Source organism: Streptomyces sp. NPDC024687, assembly GCF_055559055.1.
Window position 1 is genome coordinate 521,065 of the sequence record NZ_JBVHLJ010000006.1, and the last position, 19,215, is coordinate 540,279.

The window sequence follows — 19,215 nt, forward strand, 5'->3', positions numbered from 1 at the left end:
GCGGGGGACACCTAGGGGCGCCGGGCCACGAAGACCAGCTCCTTGCCCGGCCGGTCCGGCGCGTCCCGTACGTCGTCCACCACGAATCCCTGCGCGCCCAGTTCCGCCTCGACCTCCGCCCGCTCCCGGAAGCGCAACGTCGAGTCCGAGGTCAGCACCCGCCCGTCCGAGGCGAACACATAGGTCCACCGGAACGTCACCAACTGCCCCTCCACTGCGCTGACTTCGACCCAGCTCTCCACCACCCCGGCTCCGGGCACGTCGGTCACGGCGTACGACTCCTGCCGGTTCCACTCCTCCCAGGCCCGCCGCGCGGGGTCCCGCGTCTCGAACACCAGCCGCCCACCGGGCCGTAGCACCGCGTACGCCCCCCGCAGGGTCTCCCGCCAGGCATCCGCTCCTACGATCTGCTGGGCGACGTTGGCCGTCATGGTCACCAGGTCGACGCTCGGGGGCGGCAGTTGGGAGGCGTCCCCGTGGATCCAGCGCACCCGCTCGCTCCCCGGCTTCCCGCGGGCCACGTCGAGCGAGGCCAGGGCGGGATCGACACCGACGACCTCGACGCCCCGCCCGGCCAGCAGCAGCGCGAACACCCCTGTCCCACAGCCGATATCCAGCACCTGCCGCGCCCCGAACTCCTCCACCATGCGGACATAGGCGTCGAGGTCGCCGCGATCGCCGTCGAGCGCGTCGTAGATCGCGGCGAGCCGTGGATGGGTGAAGCCTTCGTCAGCCATGCGCTCGACCGTAGGGGGAGGGGGCCGGGCCGGCCACCCGATATCGTCCAGTCACCGCCCCTCGCTCGCCAGCCACTCCTCCAGAACCACGAAGTCCCTGTCGGTGAGCCCAACTTGGGACTCCACTCGGTGCGGGAGAGTCCGCCCGGGATGCTGGGCCGCCACCCAGGCCCGGTCGGCATCGGTGATCTAGTCGTCGACCCAGGTCGTGGCCCACGCCAGCGCACAGCGGAGCGACGTCAGCCGCGCACCGAGCGTGGGATCGACGCGCGTCAGCAGCGTATGACCAGGGCATCCGGCAGCGGAAAGGCCGGCTCGTGCAGCGGATACGGCCCCGCCGCCCCGAACGGCAGCAACGTCCCGTCGACGTCCAGGAAGAGAAGCGCCCTCACTCCTCGAATCCACCCTCCGCGAGGATCTCGTCGACACGAGCCCGGTGCGCCGCCTCCCAGTCGTCGAGCGTCTCGGCCGCCTCCTTCGCCAGCGCGGCGCGGGCGGCGGTGAGGATGTCGGCCCGCCGCGCGGCGGGGACCGCCACGACCCCCTCCTCGTCGGCCACCACCACGTCCCCGGCCTCGACCCGCACCCCGCCGCACCGCACGCCCTCACCCAGCGGCGTCACGGCCTTCTTCGCGCCCGGGATCGGGATGACGCCCCGCGCGAAGACGGGGAAACGGGCCTCCCGCACCTCGGCGAAGTCGCGGATCAGCCCGTCGAGGACGAACCCGGCGATCCCCCGCCGCTGCGCGACCGCGCACACGTTCCCGCCGGCCAGGGCGTAGTCGAGGTCCCCCGACTCGACCACGATCACCGAGCCGGCCGGCGCCCGGTAGATCGCCGCGTGCAGCATGAGGTTGTCGCCGGGAGGGCACCGTACGGTGAACGCGGGCCCCGCGACCCTCGGCACCGGCCCCCACAGCGGCCGGATCCCGATGTCCATGACCTGGTCGCGACCGAGCAGATCGGCCAAGGTGGTCGTGGGAATGTCCGCAAACTCAGTGGTCTCGATCATGCCCCGGACGTTACCGTGCGTGTATGACTGCCGGGTCGGCCTTGTGCCGTGAGCGAGTTGGGTGCCCGGCCTCTGAGTGAGGCCGGGGAGGGCGAGAAGCCCTCCGCTTTCTCTGAGTCGTCCAGGAAATGACCGGAGACCAGAGAAAGCAGAGAGAGTGACCAACCCCATCCAGGACTTCAACCAGCGGATCATCGACGAGTTCCGCGCGAACCACGGCCGGGTCGGCGGCCCCTTCGAGGGCGGCCGCCTGATCCTCCTCACCACCACCGGCGCCCGCACCGGCACCCCGCACACCACCCCCGTCGGCTACCTCCCCGACGGCGGCGACCGCATCCTCGTGATCGCCTCGGCAGGCGGCTCGCCCCGCCACCCCGACTGGTACCGCAACCTTCTCGCGCACCCTCAAGTCACCGTGGAGAGCGGCGTGTTCACGTACGAGGCGAAAGCGGTCGTCCTGGCGGGCGAGGAACGGGACCGAGCCTTCGCGCGGGCGGTGGAGTCGGACCCCGGCTGGGCGGTGTACCAGGAGAAGACCGACCGGGTTCTCCCCGTGGTCGCACTGCACGAGATCGCCCGGCCGGGCCCGCCGGACATCAACGCCTCCTCCCCGGGCGAGGCGATCAGGCTCGTCCACGACGCCTTCCGCCGCGAACTGGCTCTTGTCCGACAGGAGTTGTCCGCCTCGACCAGCACCCTCGGCGCCCAACTCCGCGTCAACTGCCTGACCTTCTGCCAGGGCCTGCACAACCACCACACCGGCGAGGACGTGGCGATGTTCCCGTTCCTGGCCGACCGCCACCCGGAGGCGGGCCCGGCCCTCGACCGCCTGCGTGCCGAGCACGAGCACATCGCCGCGCTGGTGGAGGAGTTGAGGCAGACCCTCAGCGGCGGCACGGACGTCGACTCCGTCCGCACGGAGGTCGACCGCCTGACGACGGAGCTGGAGGCTCATCTGACGTACGAGGAGGAGCAGTTGATCCCCCTCCTCGACCGCACCTGACCTACCGGTGAGGTGGCGGCCACCCCGCGTGAACCTTGCTGGCGGGGTGGCCGCCACCTCGGGATACCGCGGAGGAAACTCGCGGGCGGCCGCCACCACAGGTTTCACGGACGGCCGCCACCTCGCCGCCCTCATGGACGGCGGCCGCCCCACCGGACCCGCCCGCAGAGCCCCCACCACCTCGGAATGCCCGCAGTGCGGCCGCCACCGCCGGACCCCACGAACGGCAACACCCTGGACCCCCACAGGCGGCCACCGCCACGCTAGAACGGCAGCGCCCGCCCATGCACCACCACCAGCCGTGACACCGCCCGGGTCAGCACGACGTACAGCCGGTGCAGTCCCCGTTCCTCCGCCTCCGCGATCGTGGCCGGCTCGACGGCCACGACGTGGTCGTACTCGAGTCCCTTGACCACACCGGCCGGTACGACGCTCACCCGCGCACCCAGCTCGTCCGGCCCGGCGGTGACGATCCCGGCCGCGTCCAGGGCCTGCCGTACGCGTGCCACGTCGGCGTCGGCCGCGACGACCCCCACGGACCCCTCGTGCGCGAGCGAGCCCCGTACCGCGTCCACGACCGTGTCCGGCAAGGCGTCCAGGGAGGTGGCCCGAATCGTCAACTCCCCGTCCCCGCGCAGCGACCGCCCCTCCGGCACCTCCACATCCAGGTGTGCGAGAAGCCGGTTGGCGAACCCGACGACGGCCTGCGGCACCCGGAAGCCGATGGTCAGCGGTACGACGGCAGCGTCCGGCTTGCCGAGGTGCCGCAGGACGGTGTGCCACGAGCGGGCCGCCCAGGGCGTGGTCCCCTGCGCCAGGTCCCCGAGCACGGTGACCGACCCGAAACGGGCCCGGCGGGCGATTGCCCGGCATTCCATCGGCGACAGGTCCTGCGCCTCGTCGACGACGAGATGGCTGTACCCCTCGGGATGCTCCACCAGCCCGGCGACCTCGTCGAGCAGCACCAGATCGGCCGCCGACCACCGCGCCGACTTCCACGACCTCGGCGGCTTGGCCCACAGCAGGTTCTTCTGCTCCTCGGCGTCGAGGATCCCCTCGGCGGCGACCGCCAACTCCTCCCGATCGCTGAGCAGTTCGGTCAGGACCTCCTCGGGTCGCACCTTGGGCCACACGGTGTCGAGGAACGCTCCCATCACCCGCGACCGCGAAACCCGCTGCAGCCAGGCGCCGTTCTGCGGCCCCGCCCGCCGCTCCGCCTGCAACTGCACACTGCGCACCACCCGCCCCCGCACCCGCTCCCGCCCGACGCCGTACGGCGGTTCCTCCTGTCGTACGTCCGCCACGATCCGCGCGAGTTCACCGGCCCGGACCCGCCACCGGTACGAACCGTCCGGGATCTCCAGGGAGTTGACGCCCTCGCTCGACACCCGCGCGTAGAGCGCCCGGCGCAGTACCTCCGCCATGCGGGGATCGTGCTTGAGAACGGCGGTGGGGTGGGCGTCGGCGGCGGTGACCGGATGGCGGGCGATCTCGTCCTGGAGGGTGGACTGCCGTACGCCGCTCTCGCCGAGCGCGGGCAGCACCTGGGAGATGTAGGAGAGGAAGGTCCGGTTGGGCCCGAGAACGAGAAGGCCGCCGCGTCGCATGCGCTGCGGGTGGGTGTAGAGGAGGTAGGCGGCCCGGTGCAGCCCGACGGCGGTCTTGCCGGTCCCGGGAGCGCCCTGGACGCACACGGAAACGGCGAGGTCACTCCGTACGAGATCGTCCTGCTCGGGCTGGATGGTCGCGGCGATGTCCCGCATGGGCCCGACGCGGGGCCGTTCGATCTCCTGGGTGACGATGGCACTGGGCCCCGACTCCCCTTTGCCCAGGTGCTCGTCCTCCAGCCCGGTGAGGTCGGCGGAGTCCCCCTTGCTCCCCGGCGCCCACCCGAACCGCCTCCGCACAGCTACCCCTTGCGGGTCGCGGGCGCTCGCCTGGTAGAAGGCGCGGGAGACGGGCGCACGCCAGTCGACGACGAGGGGCGGGGCGGCGGGATGCTCGGTGATCCGCAGCCGGCCCAGGTGATACGCCTGCCCGGCATGGTCACCGCGGTCGAAGTCCAGCTTGCCGAAGAACAGGGGCCCTTCGGGCAGCTCCCGCATCTCCTTGGCCTGGCTGCGCAGCTGGTATCCGAGTACCTCGGCATCGGCCCCGGAGGCGGAGACGTTCTCACCGACGACGACCTGCTCCTGCGCCCCGTCGACCATGGCGGCAAGGGCGGTACGGCACCGGTCGTGGTGGGAGCGCTCGCGGTGGAGGACCTCTTTCAGGGCGTTCCGGGAAGCGGGGTCGGCTGACGTCATGGGGACGAGCGTACGCGAGAAAGTGAGACTGAGTTAAATCTTTTACTCGCTCTCACTCAGGTGAGCCACGACAACCCGTCCGCCAGCAGCCCGAACGCCCGCTGCGCAGCGGCCACGGCATCCCCCCGCACGTCCTCGACCGTCTCCCCCTCGGCGATCCGCCGCCAGTTCTCCATCGCGAGAATCCGCCGCACGGCGATGATCTGGCCGGCGGCCAGCCGCGCGTCGAGATCACCCCCGAGCACCTCGGCGAGCGCGGCCTCCTGCCGCTCCAGGTGCCCGTGGGCCCGGGCGACGAGGGCGGGGGTGCCGTAGAGCAGCGAGTGAAAGGCGAGAACAGCGGGGTGATCATTGAGCCCGGTGACGGGATCCTCCCGCTCAAGGCCGTCGAGGAAGTGCCGCCGGAGCGCGGCGAGGGGCCGCTCCTCGGATTCGGCCACGACCCGCGCGGCCTCGTCCTCGTGATCGGCGATCCGGTGCAGAACGAGGTCCTCCTTGGCCGGGAAGTACCGGAAGAGGGTGGGCTTGGAGATCTCGGCGGCGGCGGCGATCTCGGCGACGGAGACCGCGTCGAAGCCCTTCTCCAGAAAGAGCCGGATGGCGATCTCGGACACGTTCTCGTACATCCGCTGCTTCTTGCGCTCACGCAGGCCGGGGGCGGTCATGGGGGTGAGCCTACGCACCGGGTCGGGAGTCAGGACGCCTTGAGCGGCGCGGGCAGCTTCGGCACGACACGCCTGCGCAGCCCCAGAGAGCCGGTGGCGGCGGACAGGGTCATCTCATACGCGTCGACGGCCCGCCGTACGTTCGGCGTGCTCAGCGCGGCCCCCGTCGTCATCCGGTCCAGATCCACGTAGGCCGAGCGGATCTGCTCGATCCAGCGATAGACGCTCCAGTCCCGCTCCCACCCGACGACACACTCGGAAGGAAGCTTCCTGCTCCAGCGGTCGAACATGCGCATGCGCATGTCCGTCCGAGTCGGCGTCAGATGCAGATGGCGTACGAGGTCGTAAAGGGGATCGCCGATCATCCCCATCTCCCAGTCGATGATCGTCAGCCCTCCCCGGCGTCCGGCACGCACCAGATTCCAGGGGTTGAGGTCACCGTGCAGCAGAACTGGGGTGCGCTCGGTCACCTCGTAGCGGCCGAGGATCCACCGGAGTACCTCCCCGTTCGGCAGTCCTCGTCGGTCGGCGGCCCGCAGGGTCTCGGGAGGAAGCTGGTCGACGAAGGCGGCAAGCCGTTCGGCCAGCCAGCCGTAGAAGCCGCCCTTCGGCTCGTCGGACGGCAAGGACGAGTGATCCACTCGCGCGAGCGCCGCGAGTTCGTCGACAAGCTCGTCCGCCTCGGCGGGCAACAAGCCGTCCACCGGGTGCTGAGGAGCCCGGCCTCCTGGGCCCTCGAAGGTGTGGATCGCGAAGTGGCGCCCGCGATCGTCATGGCCCAGCGCCAGGATTCGCGGCGCCCGGACCTGCACCCCGGACCGCTCGATCACCTGCAGGACGGCGTGTTCGGGGAGGAAACCCTGCTCACGGCGAGGAGCCGCCGCGGTTTCCCGACGGACCACCACGGGGTCGGGACGGTTCTCGAGACGAACGACGGTGTTGAGATGCGCCGTCCCGCGAAAGACGTGGTCGGCCGGCGCGATCCCCTCCGCCGCCAAGGCACTGCGCACCAGCTCCGGCGGAAAGTCGTCCCGCTCGGAGACGCGATCGTCGCGCCGCCACCGGAACAGCGAGTCCGGCACCCTCTCGGCCTTGCGCGCGAGCCGCGCGGCCTGCCAGCGGAACAGGGCGTCCGCGATCTCCTTCTCGGGCGGCACCTCGGACATGCCGAGCAGGCCGGCGGCGCGGTCCAGAGCCGTACTGATCTCCCCGGCAGCCGTCAGCAGCCGACGATCCTCGACCGAGTCATCAAGAGACTTCGCCGCGCGGATCACCTCGTGGTACGCGGCATGGATGCGCTCGAAGTCGACGTAATACGGAAAGTCCCGGCCGAGACCGGTGACGGCCAGTGGCCGGGTGCGCCGCATCTCGGCTGACCAAGCCTGGACGACTTCTTCTACCTGGTCCTCGGGGTAGCGCATCCGCACCACGTGGCTGGCGAGACCGTGCAGCGGGTCTCCGTACGACGCCGAGCACCAGTCGAGCCGGGCGACCGAGAGCTTGGGGCCCTCCAGGAGGAACACATTGTCCCGGGCAAGGTTGGTGAGGAGGAGGCCGTAGGGCCGGCGGGACATGGCGGGAACCCGCTCGGCAAACCGGGCCGGCGCGTCACCGGGCACCCCCAGAACGGCGAACAGACCGCCATTTTCGGCCCAGTTGGGGTTGAACATCCGCCCATTCGCATGGCGCACGAGAGTGTCCAGATAGGCCCGGCTGTCCCTCTCGTTGCGCGACCACTCGGCCGGCAGCGCGGGCAGCGCCTCTTTGCGCACAAGCATCAACTGCGCGAGGAACCGGGTCAGCACCCCGACGGTCAGAGCGTCGACGGGCTTGTCGGCCGGACAGGCCTTGGCCAGTGCGTCGACCCCTGCCCCGGGGGACGCCACTCGCGCTCCTGGGGAGACCTCACGGATGTATCCATGCCGACGAAACGCCGAAAGAACGGCATCTCGGACTTCGCCCCCGCGGTCAGGCCAAGCCCCGATCGCCACTCATGCTCCCGAAACGCTAGTTCTAAACATCGAAAGCGATGCGCATCCAAGGAAATTGATGCACACGATAGCGGCACGCGCCCCTCCACATGGCCACGATGCGCCCTTTGGAGTGAGACCTGTCGCAGATGTCTGGACGTGCCGGAATTTTTAACGCCCCCGTGCGCACTTCGTTACGTCGCCGGTAGCCATCACGCTGGCTCCGCCTCTACCGACTGCTCACAATGCGGCGGGCAGGGCCTTCAGCACCTGCTGCATCGAGCTCACGACGACGTCGGCGCCTGCATCCCTCAGTTCCTGCTCCTTGTCCGAGCGACGCGCGTAGCCCAGGAACGAGACCCCGGCCAGCCGCGCCGCCTCGAGGTCTGTCGGAGTGTCACCGATCATCAGGGTGGCCGAAGGCACAGCACCCATGGCCTTGATTGCCTGGTCCAGGCAGTACGGGTTCGGCTTCATCAGGTCGAGGTTCGGCGTGCGGCCGTAGACGTAAGGAAAGCAGTCCGTCAGCTGACGGCTCTCGACGTACGTCACTGCCGCAACTGCCGCGTTGTTGGTGGTGATTGCGAACCCGACGCCGCGCGACGACCACGCCCTGATCAACGGATCCACGTACGGCGTGGGCATCGCCTTGGGAACGGCCTGCAGTTCGCGCCGAGTGAGCCATGCCTCCAGTTCGAGGACCAGATCGCTGCCCGGGCGCCGCGCATGGACACCTCGCAAGGCATCGTGCGGGTCAATGCTGGATCGTTCCTGCTCTGTCAGCAGTCCGCCCATGCCCAACTGATCGATTTTCTCGACCAGTTCACCGGCTATCTGGTCCGCCGAATACCCCGCGAACAACCGGCAGATCGGTCCGTCCATGTCCCAGAGCACATACCGAGCGGAGGCGACCAGTGATGCGATTCGTGCTGTCTCTGCTGTCACCGGTTCAGTGTGCGTCGTCTCAGGAGTCACTAGGAGAGTGTCAGGTCCGTCGTGATGGTTGCCCAGAGGGCGTCGAACCACTTCTGCGATTGCTCCACGAACGCCGCGTCCCGTTCGCCGGCGCTCTTCTCGAAGGAGAAGAGGAGGGATTCGGTGCCGAGGACGTCGTACATGTCGAGCATTCCGGTGTCCGTGGCCTCCTCGCGGCGGGCAACCATGTAGTACGCGATCAACGCCTCCACGCCGTTGAGCAGGTACAGCTTCACCGGTGGCGTGAACGGCAACGCCCGGAACCTGACCTTGACGTCGATCCCGTGGGAGGAGCGCAGGGAGCGGAGATTGTGGCGCAGGACGTGACCCTGGGCGTTGCGCATCTCCAGCCAGCGCTGGTGGACCGGGTTGTCGTCGTCGGGGGCCTCGACCGGGACTGGGAAGGCCAGGTTGATGTCGCGGGAGGGCAGCAGGATGCGGACGTCGATGGACTCGGGGCGGATCCGGCCTTCGTGAATGAGGCGGACCGGCTCGCTCAGCGCCACCATCAGCGACTCCGCCGTGAGGCAGGCCGCGTCGATCCGGACGTCCGGGCCGGCGAACGCGTCGGCCAGGCGGGGCGCCAGGGCCACCATCGTCGGCTGCGGTCCGCCCTGGGTGACCGGCACCTCCGCGATCCGCGGCGGGCTCCCCTTGCTCACATTGCTGAGCAGCCCGTCCTCCTGCAGCGCGCGCAGCGCCTGGCGGACCGCGCCCCGTTCCACCCCGAACTCCTCCGCGAGTTCGGCCTGGGTGGGGAGGCGGTCACCGGCCTTGAGGTCACCCGTGCGGATGCGTTCCCGCAGGGTGTCGGCGATTTCCTGGGGCGAGAGCCTTCTGCTGCCGTTCACTGCCACGTTCTCCTGGGTCACGACCAAACGGTACAACTCCAATCCATCTACGGGGAGTTGTTCCGAAGTTGTTTATCAACCCCAACCAAGTGGGGACAACATAGGTAGAGTTGGCTGCCAACTTCAATGAGTTGGTGGAAGTTTTGCCTCCGCATCACCACCCGCCGTCACCCAGCCCGATGCCTGATGCCCGATGCCCGAAGGGGGAACCACCATGCCGGCCCTCGCCCTCCTCTCCGCCGTCTTCGTCGTCGGCGTCGAGCAGACCTTGCAGTGGAAGTACGGTGCCAGCGGCATCATCGGGATGCTCCTGCTCACCATCGGTCTCAAGGCCAAGAACCCCGCCATCAGTTCGGTCGGGGCCGTGGTGCTCGCCCTGCTGGTCGCGGGACCGGCCCTATGACCCGAGCGCAACCGGATCCGCCCCTGTGGGAGACCTCAGCCCGAGAGCACCAGCTCCGAACTGATCGTCTCCCACAGTGCGTTGAACCACAGCTGGGACTGCTCCACGAACGTCGTGTCCCGCAGGCCGGCGCCCTGCTCGAAGGCGAACAGCATCGACTGGGTGCCCTCGGAGTCGTACAACTCCAGGTGTTCGTCGTCGATCTCCTCCTTGCGGCGGGTCAGCGTGTAGTACGCGAAGAGCGCCTCCATGCCGTTCAGCAGGTAGAGCTTCACCGGTGGCGTGAAGGGCAGGGCACGGAACGAGACGTGCACGTCTATGCCGTGCGTGGCGCGCAGGGCCAGGAGGTTGTGCTGGAGGACCTGCACCTGGGCGTTGCGATGGGCCAACCAGCGCTCGTGGACCGGGTCGTCGTCGCGGCGGCCCCCGACCGGCACCGGGAAGGCGAGGTCGATGTCCCGGCCCGGGAGCAGGACCCGGACGTCGATCTTGGCCGGATTCAGCCGTCCGGCGTGGATCTGTCGCAGCCCCTCGCCGACGGCGAGGTTCAGGGACACCGACGTCAGGCACAGGGCTTCTATCTCGACGTGCGGGACCGCGAACGCGGCGGCGATCCGGGGGCCGAGCGTGACCATCGTGGGCTGTGGAGCGGCCCCCGGGCCGGTGCCCGCCCTGCTGAGCCCCAGGTCGGGGGCGACGGTCGCCGGGCTTCCCTTGGAGACGTTGGTGAGCAGATGCTCCGTCTGCAGCAGGTACAGCGCCTGCCGTACGACCCCCCGCTCGACGCCGAACTCGTCGGCCAGCCGTGCCTGGGTGGGCATGCGCTGACCTGCCCGCAGCGTGCCGGACCGGATCCGGGCGCGGAGCTCGTCGGCCACCTCGCGATGGGACTTCTGTGGCCTCTGCGACCTCTTCCGCCCATTGACGGAGGCGTGTTTCGGGTCCACGACCAAACACTACAACTTCCCGCCATCTTTGGGCAGTTCGCCGGAAGGTGGTTATGAGCCGCATCCAAGGAGATAAGTACAGTGAAGTTGGTCGCCAACTTGGTCAACCTTGAGAAACATGGTCAAAACTGCACAGGGTTGGCCACCTCGGTGGTCGACAGGGACCATCGTCCCGAAGGGGGACCGTCATGCCGTTCGTCGCCATCGCCATCGCCGCTCTCGCCGTCGGCTTCGAGGCACTCGTCCAGTGGAAGTGGGGCGCGATGGGCATCGTCGCGTTCGTCGCCCTGACCATCGGCGTCAAGTCCAAGAACGTCGCGATCGGTGGCATCGGAGCGGTCATCCTCGTGATGCTGCTCGCCCAGTCCGGATGACGTCCGCCCGCCCGCCGGGCCCAGGATCCGGCTGACCGGGCTCCCCCCTGGAGGGGAGCCGGGAGCCCGGTCGGTCTGCACAGCCACAACTGAACACCGACAACTGAACAGCAGCGACAGCTGCACACACCCGCACCGCCACAACTGAACCGCCACAACTGAACATCCACAACTGAACAGCTCGCTACGGATGCGAGAGCACCACCAGGTACTACCAGGAATACCCCCACCCGTCCCCGCCCGAAGGGAGCGTCAGAACATGTCCGGGCACCAAGGTCGCCTGGACGTGCGCAGCAGGGCGTCGACCCCCCGGCCGGCGCCCGCTCGTTCTTCCCGCACCCGCCCCAGCGCCGCGAGCCGCACCGCCGACTCGTCCCCGAGCCACAACGTCGCCAACTCCCGTACGTCGAGGGTGAGATCGGCGCTGCGCGTCGTCGCCGTACAGGAAGCACCGTCCGGGGCGGCGTCCAGCCGGTAGCGGCCGCCCGTCATCCCGGACCCGTCCACGACCTCCAGCACCAGCTCCCCCTCCCCCTCGTACGTCCGCGCCTCCAGGGCCCGTACGACATCCAGGATCCGCACCCACATCCAGTCCGACTGCATGCTGATCCTGGCCGCCGGGGGGTTGGGCAGCAGGTGCGGGAGCAGGTCGTCTGGGGCCCGCCAGCCGCTCTTGACCTGCATGACCCAGTCGATCGAGCACAGGTAGTGCCACAGTGCGCGCTCGGCGGCCGGGGTCGAGGCGATCAGGTCCCGCACACTCGCCGTGTTCGACGGCTGCATGGTGTCGGCCCACTTGTCGTCGACCTCGTACGCCATCAGCCCCTCGACCGTGCCGTCCGGCGCCCGGTACACCGCGAAGAACGGCTCGGTCCACGCCGGGTCGGGGCGCACCGCACCCGTGTTCAGCTGCCACCACCAGTCGCCCCGGCTGATCGCCCCCGGAGTGGCCCGGCGCATCCGGTCGTGCAGTTCGGGACCGAGCTTGCGTACGTCGTCGGGGTCCACCAGGTCGATACGGCCGCCGTCCAGATCCGGGCCACGGAGGTCGAGGCCGGCGCGCGGGACGTCGATCGTCCACTCGGTGCCCGTGGTGGCGGGGCCGAAGCCGTAGCGGCCGTAGATCCGGTACTCGGCGGCGATCAGCGTGGCCAGGACGTCTCCGCGCTCCTTCGCGGCGGCGAGGTCCTGGCTCATCATGCGGGTCAGGAGGCCGCGCCGGCGGTGGGTGGCGGTCACGGTGACGCCGGTTATCGCGTCGGCGGCCACGGACCGGCCCCCGACCGCCGTCACCTCCTGTGCGAAGGAACGGAAGGTCGCCACGCAGCGGTCCGCGTCGAAGGCCCCGAGGATCCGGCCGGGCGCGAACTGAGTCCTACGGGCCTCCAGTTCCGCCGCCGTCACCACCGGCTCCCGCAGGAACCCGGTCCGCACGGCACGCAGCCACTCGGGATACTCGGCCTCGGTGACCGCACGGACGTCGATGTCGGCTGGGGCGCTCATGGGGCCCACGGTAGGCGGGCGGGGTCGGGGTGTCGTGTCGTTTTCCGCACCCGGACGGCCGCACGCCGCCCCCGGGGAGCACCCCGAACACCCCCGACATCTCTACGTCAGCAGATCCTCCACCTGCGCCTCCCCCTCCCGGTACCGCCGCGCGATCTCCCCGCTGCACTCGTCCGCAGTCCGCTGCAAGCGTTGCCGGCGCACCGACACCCGCTGCTCGTAGCGGACGAGCCGGCCCATCGCGGTGCTCAGTTCCAGGTCGGTCCGCGCGCAGAGGTCCGAGAGCTCGACCTCGGCGAGCATCTCGGCGGCCAGCAGCCGGTACTCCTCGCTGTGCGGGGTGCCCAGCCTGACGTGACGGGCCGAGGAGCGGTGGCGGGCCGGGGCGTCGGTGAGGATCTCCGGGAGCCGATCGACCACGGAGGCCTCCGGGAGCCGTTCCGGAATGGAGCCGGTCGGGGACCGGCGGAGCAGTTCCGCGCGGAGGATGTCGATACGGCCCTGCAGCAGCCGTCGGACATAGCTGAGGTCGGCCTCGTCCCGCTGGGCGTCCCTGCGCAGGGTGCGCAGTTCGGGCAGGCTCAGCGTGGCGAGATCCTGTTCGGGTGGTTCCTGGGGCAGCAGCGGGCTGTCCGTTCGTTGTGTGGGCGGCCGCCGACTGTCCAGCCGCCCGGTACTCGGTGTGCTCATGCGCCTCTACCGTCCCCTCGACCGGCGTGTGCAAGCATCGTGCCACCCCAAGTGGCCGCTATGTGACCGAGTGCCCCCGAACGGCCGCACATGGGGGGTTAAGGATCAAAAACAAACCCGAACACGGGCCCCTCCTGAGCGAACGGCATGATGGGCACATGCGTGCAGTGGTGCAGAGGGTGGACGGCGCGAACGTCGTCGTCGACGGCGAGACGGTCGGGGAGATCAGCGGCGAGGGACTGTGCGTCCTGGTCGGGGTCACCCACGAGGACACCAAGGAGAAGGCGGCCCAACTCGCCCGCAAACTCTGGTCGGTGCGGATGCTGCACGACGAGAAGTCGTGCAGCGACATCGACGCCCCGCTGCTGGTGATCAGCCAGTTCACCCTGTACGGCGACGCCCGCAAGGGCCGCCGCCCCACCTGGAACGCCGCGGCCCCCGGCGACATCGCCGAGCCTCTCGTCGACGAGGTCGTCGCACAGCTCCGCGCCCTGGGCGCGACGGTGGCCACCGGCCGCTTCGGCGCACGGATGCGGGTCTCGCTGACGAACGACGGCCCGTTCACGGTCCTGCTGGACATCTGAGAGCCGGGGGCTACGGCTCCACGACGACTTCCTGGGCCGCGGCCGTCGACTCGACGACGAGCCGCGCGTCCAGCGGGACGTTCCGCTTGACCAGGGCGAGCGCGACCGGGCCGAGCTCGTGATGCCGTACGGACGTCGTCACGAAACCGATCTTGCGGCCGTCGGGCCCGTCGTCCGCGAGCCGGATGTCGGCGCCTGCGGGCGGCAGGTGCACCTCGCTGCCGTCCAGGTGCAGGAAGACCAGGCGCCGCGGGGGCTTGCCGAGGTTCTGGACGCGGGCGACGGTCTCCTGTCCCCGGTAGCAGCCCTTCTGCAGGTGCACGGCCGTCCCGATCCAGCCCAGCTCGTGCGGGATGGTGCGGTGGTCGGTCTCGAAGCCGAGGCGGGGGCGGTGCTGCTCGACACGCAGCGCCTCGTAGGCGAGCAGACCCGCCGCGGGACCGGACTTCTCGGCGTACGACTCCAGATCCCCGCGCGGCAGGAACAGATCGCGGCCGTACGACATCTCGCGTACGACGACCCCGTCCGGCACCTCGGCGATGGAACCGGCGGGAAGGTGGACGACCGCGAACTCGTCGGTGCGGTCGGCGACGTCCACCCGGTTGAAGAACTTCATCGACTCCAGATACGCGATCAGCGCGCCCTGGGTGCCGGGCTCGACGTGCGCCCACACAGTGGTGCCGTCGTCGACGAGGTACAGCGCGTGCTCGATGTGCCCGTGCGCGGAGAGGATCAGCGCCTCGGTGGCCTGGCCCGTGGGCAGCTCGCTGACGTGCTGGGTGAGCAGCAGGTGCAGCCAGCTGAGGCGGTCCTCGCCGGTGACGGACACGACCCCGCGGTGCGAGAGGTCGACGAATCCGGTGCCGTCGGCGAGGGCGCGCTGCTCACGGAACAGGTCGCCGTAGTGCGCGGCGACGTCTTCGTCCACGCCCTCGGCGGGGACGGCTCCGGGCAGGGACAGCAGGGGGCTCTTCATACGACCAAGCCTACGACTCGGTAGTTGAAGCCTTGAGAGAGCAGTCCTTGCAGCGGCCGAAGATCGCGAAGTGCTTCATGTCGGTCTCGAAGCCGAACTCCTGGCGGAGCTTCGCGGTGAAGTCGGCGGCCACCTTGACGTCCGCCTCGATGACGTTCTCGCAGTCGCGGCAGACCAGGTGGATGTGGTGGTGGCGGTCGGCGAGGTGGTACGTCGGCGCCCCGTGCCCCAGATGGGCATGGCTGACCAGCCCGAGCTCCTCCAGGAGCTCCAGGGTCCGGTAGACCGTGGAAATGTTGACCCCCGACGCCGTCTTCTTCACTTCCGTGAGGATCTCGTCGGGGGTCGCGTGCTCCAGGGTGTCCACGGCTTCGAGGACAAGCTGGCGCTGCGGCGTCAGCCGGTAGCCGCGCTGCCTCAGGTCACTCTTCCAGTCGGTGCTCACCACACCGGAAAGTCTAGGACCTCCCGGCGCGGGTCCTACTTGAAGAAGGCGATCCCGTCGTCCGGAAGGTCGTCGGGGAGGGCCTTGGCCCAGCGCTCGACCTCTTCCGGGGTGACGACCTTCTTCAGGTGGGCCGACATGTAGGGGCGCAGCTCGACCTCGGGGGTCTGCTTCTCGCCGACCCACATGAGGTCGCTCTTGACGTAGCCGTACAGGCGCTTGCCGCCGTTGTACGGACCCGAGGCGGCCGTACGCGCGACGGCATCGGTCACCAGGTCGATCTGCGGCTTCTGGGCGGCCATCTCGCCGTACCAGATCTCGACGACGCCGTCGTCGCGGACCATCGTCACCTCGACCTTGCGGTCGGCGTCGATGCGCCAGAAGCCGTGCTCGGACTCCAGGGGGCGGACCTTGTTGCCGTCGTTGTCCAGCACCCAGGTGTGGGACTCGTACTCCAGGAAGTCCCGGCCGTCGTGGCCGAAGGTCACCTCCTGGCCGAAGTTGCACTTCTCCGAGCCCGGGAAGTCGTGCACGCCCGCGCCGGCCCAGTTGCCGAGCAGGAAGGCGAGCGGGACGAGGTCCTTGTGGAGGTCGGACGGGATCTCGATCATGAGTGGCGGTTCCTAGAGGGGGGTCAGCGCTGGCCCTGGTACAGCTTCTTCACGGTCAGGTACGAGAAGGCGAGAACGCCGACGCAGACCAGGACCAGCAGGGCTTCGAAGAAGATCTCCACGGGGTGCTCCTCGGATGAGCGGGGTGCGGTGCATGTACACGGGCCGGGCCCCAGCTTACGCGGCCGGGGCCCGGGGAACCGTAGGGGTCCGCTCAGCCGAGGAGCTGGCCCTGGAGGGTCACGGTCTGCTGGAAGGGGACGGGGTTCGCGGTGCCCTTGCGGGACTGGACGACCAGGGCGAGTACGTCACCGGAGGACAGGTATGCGTGCCGGGTCTGCTCGGCGCCGTACGGCTTGGACTCGACGTAGACGGAGGCGGTGATCTCGGGGATCCGGGCCGCGCTCGGGAAGTGCTCGTCGGAGACGGACGTGACGGCGTCGCGCAGTTCGAAGCCGGGGCTGCCGTAGGGGGCTATGTCCTCGCCGAACAGATCGTCCACGACGGCCGCGGTGTCGAACTGGAGCAGGTAGATCCGGGTGTGCGTGCCGTCCGGGGTGGTCCAGCCGCGCGCCGCGATGTGCCGCAGACCGTTGTCGGAGAGCTTCTGCCCCAGCTCCTCGCGGTCCTCCTTCTCGCCGTACTCCGCGAGGAGGCCCTTCGTCGGCAGCCAGCCCTCCGTGCCGCGCAACGCCTTGTCGACGGCCGCTCCCTTCGGCGCGGGCAGCACCAGGGCGCGCAGGTCGGCGTAGTGGCTGCCCGCCTTGTTGTCCGGGGCGAGGGGCCCCGGACTGCCGGAGGGCAACGGCGGCTTCGTCAGCGTCGGGTACTCCCACCGTCCGTCCGCTTTCGTTCCCAGGCCCGGTACGTCCGTCCGCTCCATCCCCGCGATGCCGTACGCCGTCCCGGCCCCGACCACCGCGAAGGTGAGCAGGGCGGCGGTCCAGCGGAGAGCCGCGCGCAGGACACGGCGGTCCTTGGGGGCGGGGAGGTGTTCCGGGGCGGCGAGGGAGTCGGGGTCGGGTGTCGGGACGGTTGCGGGGTCGGGTGTCGGGACGGTTGCGGGGTCGGGTGTCGGGACGGGCGCGGACACGGGCATCGGGGCGGTCGCGGACTCGCCCGCGGGCTCGGGCCCGGACGCGGACGCGGCGACCCGGGGTGAGGACACCCCGTTCTGGGGCTCGCTCCGCTCGGGCTCGTCGGTGTGCTCGGCGCCGCCAGGCCGTTCCTTCGGCTCGGCCTGGTGCCCGTGACCGACGCTGCCGACCGACTCAGCCACCTCGACCTGCCCGGCCCCAGTGACCGGCTCCACCAGCTCGCCCTTCTCAATCCGGTCGACCGGCTCCGCCACCTCGAACCGCCCGGCCTCGGCGACCGGCTCCGCTGCCTCGGCCTTCTCCGGGCGGGCGACCGGCTCCCGGGTCGGGGGCTGGGCCGGTATCTGTTCGGTCTGCTCGGTCATACCGACTCCCCCGGCTCCGCGATCCGGTCGAGCTGCTCGCGCATGAGCATCGCGATCCCCTTTTGCTGCATGGGCCTGGCGCTGTCGGCGGTGAAGTCGACCAGGACGTTTCCCTGAAGGGCGAAGCAGAACATCGAGTCCAGCTTCGTGTCGGCGTCCTTGGGCGTCAGGAAACAGCGCGCGTCCTTGTGGCCCTCGATCCGGGGCCCGTCGCGCAGGACGTCGCCGAGCACGTCGAGGAAGTCGTTCTGGAACTCCGAGATGCCCCGCGCCGCCGCCTTGTTGTCGAGCTGCGTCAGCTCGATGGTGACCGTGGATGCCTTGTCCGTGTAGACGGAGGAGAGCTGGTCGGTGCTGACGTAACTGCGCATCGCGATGCCCGTGAGGCGCTGCTTGTCGATCTGCTTCTCCAGCGCCTTGCGCTGGGTCCGGGGCAGACCGCTCAGCGACTCCTTGCGCAGGGCGGTGGCCTCGGCCCCGCTGAGCCGGGTCTCGTAGCCGTACTCCCCGATGTCGGGCCCACGGCTCCACCCGTCGGCGCCGTACGGCACGAGCATTCCCGCGAGTCCCTGCGCGGGCTCCGTCTTCGTCTTGCCGGCCCCGCTCTTCGGGAACGTCCACACGGGAGCGCCCGCGTCACGGTCGGCACCGTCGACGGTGACCACGGTGAAGCCCACCCCGGCGACGACGGCCGCGACGAGCACCACTGACCCGACGACCGCGGCGATACGGCCACGACGGACGCGGACGCGCCTCGCGGGCGCCGCCGCGGGCTCGGTCGAGGCGGTGAGCTCGGCGGGACCGATCTCACCCACCTGCTGGTTCTCGGACTCGCTCACAGCTTCTTCACCTGCCGCTCGGCCAGATCCATGATCTTCGCCTTCGCTATGGGCCTGGTGTCCCAGACGAAGATCTTCATGAGGATGTCCCCGCGCCAGGCGACGGCCGAGGCCTTGTACTGCGGCAGATAACCGGGCTCGGTGTCCGGCTTCGTGTGGACGTACACCATGGCGTTTCCGCCGCCCGGCACCGACCAGCTCTTGGTGCCAGCCTGGGAGTCCTCGAAGTAGTTCTCGCCGTCGGCCGCGTCGGAAGCCTCCCGGGTCTCCTCCTGCCGGTACTGGGTGAGGCGGATCTCGACGCCGTAGGTGCGGCCGACCTGCCAGCCGGTGTCCGCTGCGCGGCGGAACTCCTGGGAGACGAGTTCGCCGAACGCTCCGCCCGGCTTGTTGGCCGTCTCCGCGACTTCGGCCAGCGTCATCCAGCGGTCGTCACTGCCCCAGTCGGCGTCCTTCGCCCCGGCCGGCTTCTTCAGCAGCAGCTTGCGCAGGTCGCCGTCGGTCTTCACCCGGCGGTCCTGGGAGGCGGGCAGCGGCTCGGGCGCCGGGCCCTTGGCCTGTGCCAGCGTCGGCTGGGAGAGCGAGGCCAGTTTCGTCGGCTCACGGTCGGCCTGGATCAGGTATCCCGTGCACGTCCCGGCGACGACACCGAGTACGGCGGCGGAGGCGATCAGCAGCGTCGTACGGCCCCGGCGGCGCGCCCGGGGTCTCTCCTCGGGCGGCTCAGGTGCTTCGGGTATCTCGGGTGCCTCGGGCACCTCGGGTCTTTCCAACGCGTCCCCCACAAGACGTGAAGCGCGCATTCCGTATGCGCGCTTCACAGGAGACCGCCGGTCAACATCCAGGGTTGTACGCCAACTTG

General features: G+C 69.9%; 20 protein-coding genes and 1 pseudogene. 4 read left to right on the forward strand and 17 right to left on the reverse strand.

What is annotated here, in order from left to right:
- Positions 1 to 11: 11 nt before the first annotated feature.
- The 3 genes and pseudogenes from ACZ39I_RS26005 to ACZ39I_RS26015 all read right to left on the reverse strand — a co-directional run bounded on the left by ACZ39I_RS26005 (position 12) and on the right by ACZ39I_RS26015 (position 1,749).
- The gene (locus ACZ39I_RS26005) at positions 12 to 737 is read right to left on the reverse strand and encodes a class I SAM-dependent methyltransferase (RefSeq protein WP_467246839.1); all 726 of its coding nucleotides are present in this window, start codon (positions 735 to 737) and stop codon (positions 12 to 14) included.
- A gap of 51 nt (positions 738 to 788) precedes the next feature.
- A pseudogene (locus tag ACZ39I_RS26010) lies at positions 789 to 1,129 on the reverse strand (hypothetical protein).
- Positions 1,126 to 1,749, reverse strand: coding sequence for an RraA family protein (locus tag ACZ39I_RS26015; protein WP_467246841.1), 624 nt, complete (start codon positions 1,747 to 1,749; stop codon positions 1,126 to 1,128). Before ACZ39I_RS26015 ends, ACZ39I_RS26010 begins: the two are co-directional and overlap by 4 nt.
- 157 nt (positions 1,750 to 1,906) lie before the next feature.
- Between ACZ39I_RS26015 and ACZ39I_RS26020 the strand changes: the two genes are divergently transcribed.
- Positions 1,907 to 2,752 carry a nitroreductase/quinone reductase family protein gene (locus ACZ39I_RS26020; RefSeq protein ID WP_467246843.1) on the forward strand — a complete coding sequence of 282 codons (846 nt, stop codon included), beginning with the start codon at positions 1,907 to 1,909 and terminating at the stop codon, positions 2,750 to 2,752.
- A gap of 263 nt (positions 2,753 to 3,015) precedes the next feature.
- On the opposite strand, the gene ACZ39I_RS26025 is transcribed toward ACZ39I_RS26020, so the two are convergent.
- From ACZ39I_RS26025 to ACZ39I_RS26045, 5 genes are all read right to left on the reverse strand, one after another.
- The gene (locus tag ACZ39I_RS26025) at positions 3,016 to 5,058 is read right to left on the reverse strand and encodes a HelD family protein (RefSeq protein ID WP_467246845.1); all 2,043 of its coding nucleotides are present in this window, start codon (positions 5,056 to 5,058) and stop codon (positions 3,016 to 3,018) included.
- A 56-nt stretch (positions 5,059 to 5,114) separates the two neighbouring features.
- On the reverse strand, positions 5,115 to 5,723 hold the full coding sequence (locus ACZ39I_RS26030) for a TetR family transcriptional regulator (RefSeq protein ID WP_467246847.1): 609 nt from the start codon (positions 5,721 to 5,723) through the stop codon (positions 5,115 to 5,117).
- A gap of 29 nt (positions 5,724 to 5,752) precedes the next feature.
- Entirely contained in the window at positions 5,753 to 7,528 is a 1,776-nt protein-coding gene (locus ACZ39I_RS26035; protein WP_467246849.1) for a phosphotransferase family protein, read from the reverse strand.
- A gap of 405 nt (positions 7,529 to 7,933) precedes the next feature.
- Positions 7,934 to 8,719 (reverse strand): HAD family hydrolase, encoded by a 786-nt coding sequence (locus tag ACZ39I_RS26040; RefSeq protein WP_467246851.1) that lies wholly within the window; start codon positions 8,717 to 8,719, stop codon positions 7,934 to 7,936.
- Positions 8,668 to 9,546: a GntR family transcriptional regulator gene (locus tag ACZ39I_RS26045; protein ID WP_467246969.1), complete on the reverse strand. Its 879-nt coding sequence runs from the start codon at positions 9,544 to 9,546 to the stop codon at positions 8,668 to 8,670. The genes ACZ39I_RS26040 and ACZ39I_RS26045 overlap by 52 nt, the downstream gene beginning before the upstream one ends.
- 187 nt (positions 9,547 to 9,733) lie before the next feature.
- Here ACZ39I_RS26045 and ACZ39I_RS26050 point away from each other — a divergent pair, with 187 nt between their 5' ends.
- Positions 9,734 to 9,922: a hypothetical protein gene (locus ACZ39I_RS26050; RefSeq protein ID WP_031056585.1), complete on the forward strand. Its 189-nt coding sequence runs from the start codon at positions 9,734 to 9,736 to the stop codon at positions 9,920 to 9,922.
- 35 nt (positions 9,923 to 9,957) lie between these two features.
- On the opposite strand, the gene ACZ39I_RS26055 is transcribed toward ACZ39I_RS26050, so the two are convergent.
- Complete coding sequence (locus ACZ39I_RS26055) at positions 9,958 to 10,875, reverse strand: winged helix-turn-helix domain-containing protein (RefSeq protein WP_467246853.1); 918 nt, start codon at positions 10,873 to 10,875, stop codon at positions 9,958 to 9,960.
- Positions 10,876 to 11,057: 182 nt separating this feature from the next.
- Here ACZ39I_RS26055 and ACZ39I_RS26060 point away from each other — a divergent pair, with 182 nt between their 5' ends.
- Positions 11,058 to 11,243: a hypothetical protein gene (locus ACZ39I_RS26060; RefSeq protein WP_393603392.1), complete on the forward strand. Its 186-nt coding sequence runs from the start codon at positions 11,058 to 11,060 to the stop codon at positions 11,241 to 11,243.
- 252 nt (positions 11,244 to 11,495) lie between these two features.
- Here ACZ39I_RS26060 and ACZ39I_RS26065 read toward each other — a convergent pair whose 3' ends face one another.
- Both ACZ39I_RS26065 and ACZ39I_RS26070 read right to left on the reverse strand, forming a co-directional pair.
- The gene (locus tag ACZ39I_RS26065) at positions 11,496 to 12,746 is read right to left on the reverse strand and encodes a GNAT family N-acetyltransferase (RefSeq protein ID WP_467246855.1); all 1,251 of its coding nucleotides are present in this window, start codon (positions 12,744 to 12,746) and stop codon (positions 11,496 to 11,498) included.
- Positions 12,747 to 12,848: 102 nt separating this feature from the next.
- Positions 12,849 to 13,436, reverse strand: a complete 588-nt coding sequence (locus ACZ39I_RS26070; RefSeq protein ID WP_403671667.1) for an RsiG family protein — start codon at positions 13,434 to 13,436, stop codon at positions 12,849 to 12,851.
- Positions 13,437 to 13,594: 158 nt separating this feature from the next.
- On the opposite strand from ACZ39I_RS26070, the gene dtd reads away from it, so the two are divergent.
- The gene (dtd, locus tag ACZ39I_RS26075) at positions 13,595 to 14,020 is read left to right on the forward strand and encodes a D-aminoacyl-tRNA deacylase (protein WP_467246857.1); all 426 of its coding nucleotides are present in this window, start codon (positions 13,595 to 13,597) and stop codon (positions 14,018 to 14,020) included.
- Positions 14,021 to 14,030: 10 nt separating this feature from the next.
- Here dtd and ygfZ read toward each other — a convergent pair whose 3' ends face one another.
- The 6 genes from ygfZ to ACZ39I_RS26105 all read right to left on the reverse strand — a co-directional run bounded on the left by ygfZ (position 14,031) and on the right by ACZ39I_RS26105 (position 19,111).
- Entirely contained in the window at positions 14,031 to 14,996 is a 966-nt protein-coding gene (gene ygfZ / locus ACZ39I_RS26080) for a CAF17-like 4Fe-4S cluster assembly/insertion protein YgfZ (protein WP_467246859.1), read from the reverse strand.
- Between the two features lie 10 nt (positions 14,997 to 15,006).
- A complete protein-coding gene (locus ACZ39I_RS26085; protein WP_467246861.1) occupies positions 15,007 to 15,444 on the reverse strand; it encodes a Fur family transcriptional regulator in 438 nt (145 codons plus the stop codon).
- 32 nt (positions 15,445 to 15,476) lie between these two features.
- Positions 15,477 to 16,052, reverse strand: a complete 576-nt coding sequence (locus ACZ39I_RS26090) for a heme-binding beta-barrel domain-containing protein (protein WP_466285116.1) — start codon at positions 16,050 to 16,052, stop codon at positions 15,477 to 15,479.
- A gap of 214 nt (positions 16,053 to 16,266) precedes the next feature.
- Positions 16,267 to 17,151, reverse strand: a complete 885-nt coding sequence (locus ACZ39I_RS26095; RefSeq protein WP_467246971.1) for a hypothetical protein — start codon at positions 17,149 to 17,151, stop codon at positions 16,267 to 16,269.
- Between the two features lie 359 nt (positions 17,152 to 17,510).
- Positions 17,511 to 18,353: a hypothetical protein gene (locus ACZ39I_RS26100; protein WP_467246863.1), complete on the reverse strand. Its 843-nt coding sequence runs from the start codon at positions 18,351 to 18,353 to the stop codon at positions 17,511 to 17,513.
- Positions 18,350 to 19,111 (reverse strand): hypothetical protein, encoded by a 762-nt coding sequence (locus tag ACZ39I_RS26105; RefSeq protein ID WP_467246865.1) that lies wholly within the window; start codon positions 19,109 to 19,111, stop codon positions 18,350 to 18,352. The genes ACZ39I_RS26100 and ACZ39I_RS26105 overlap by 4 nt, the downstream gene beginning before the upstream one ends.
- Positions 19,112 to 19,215: the final 104 nt, after the last annotated feature.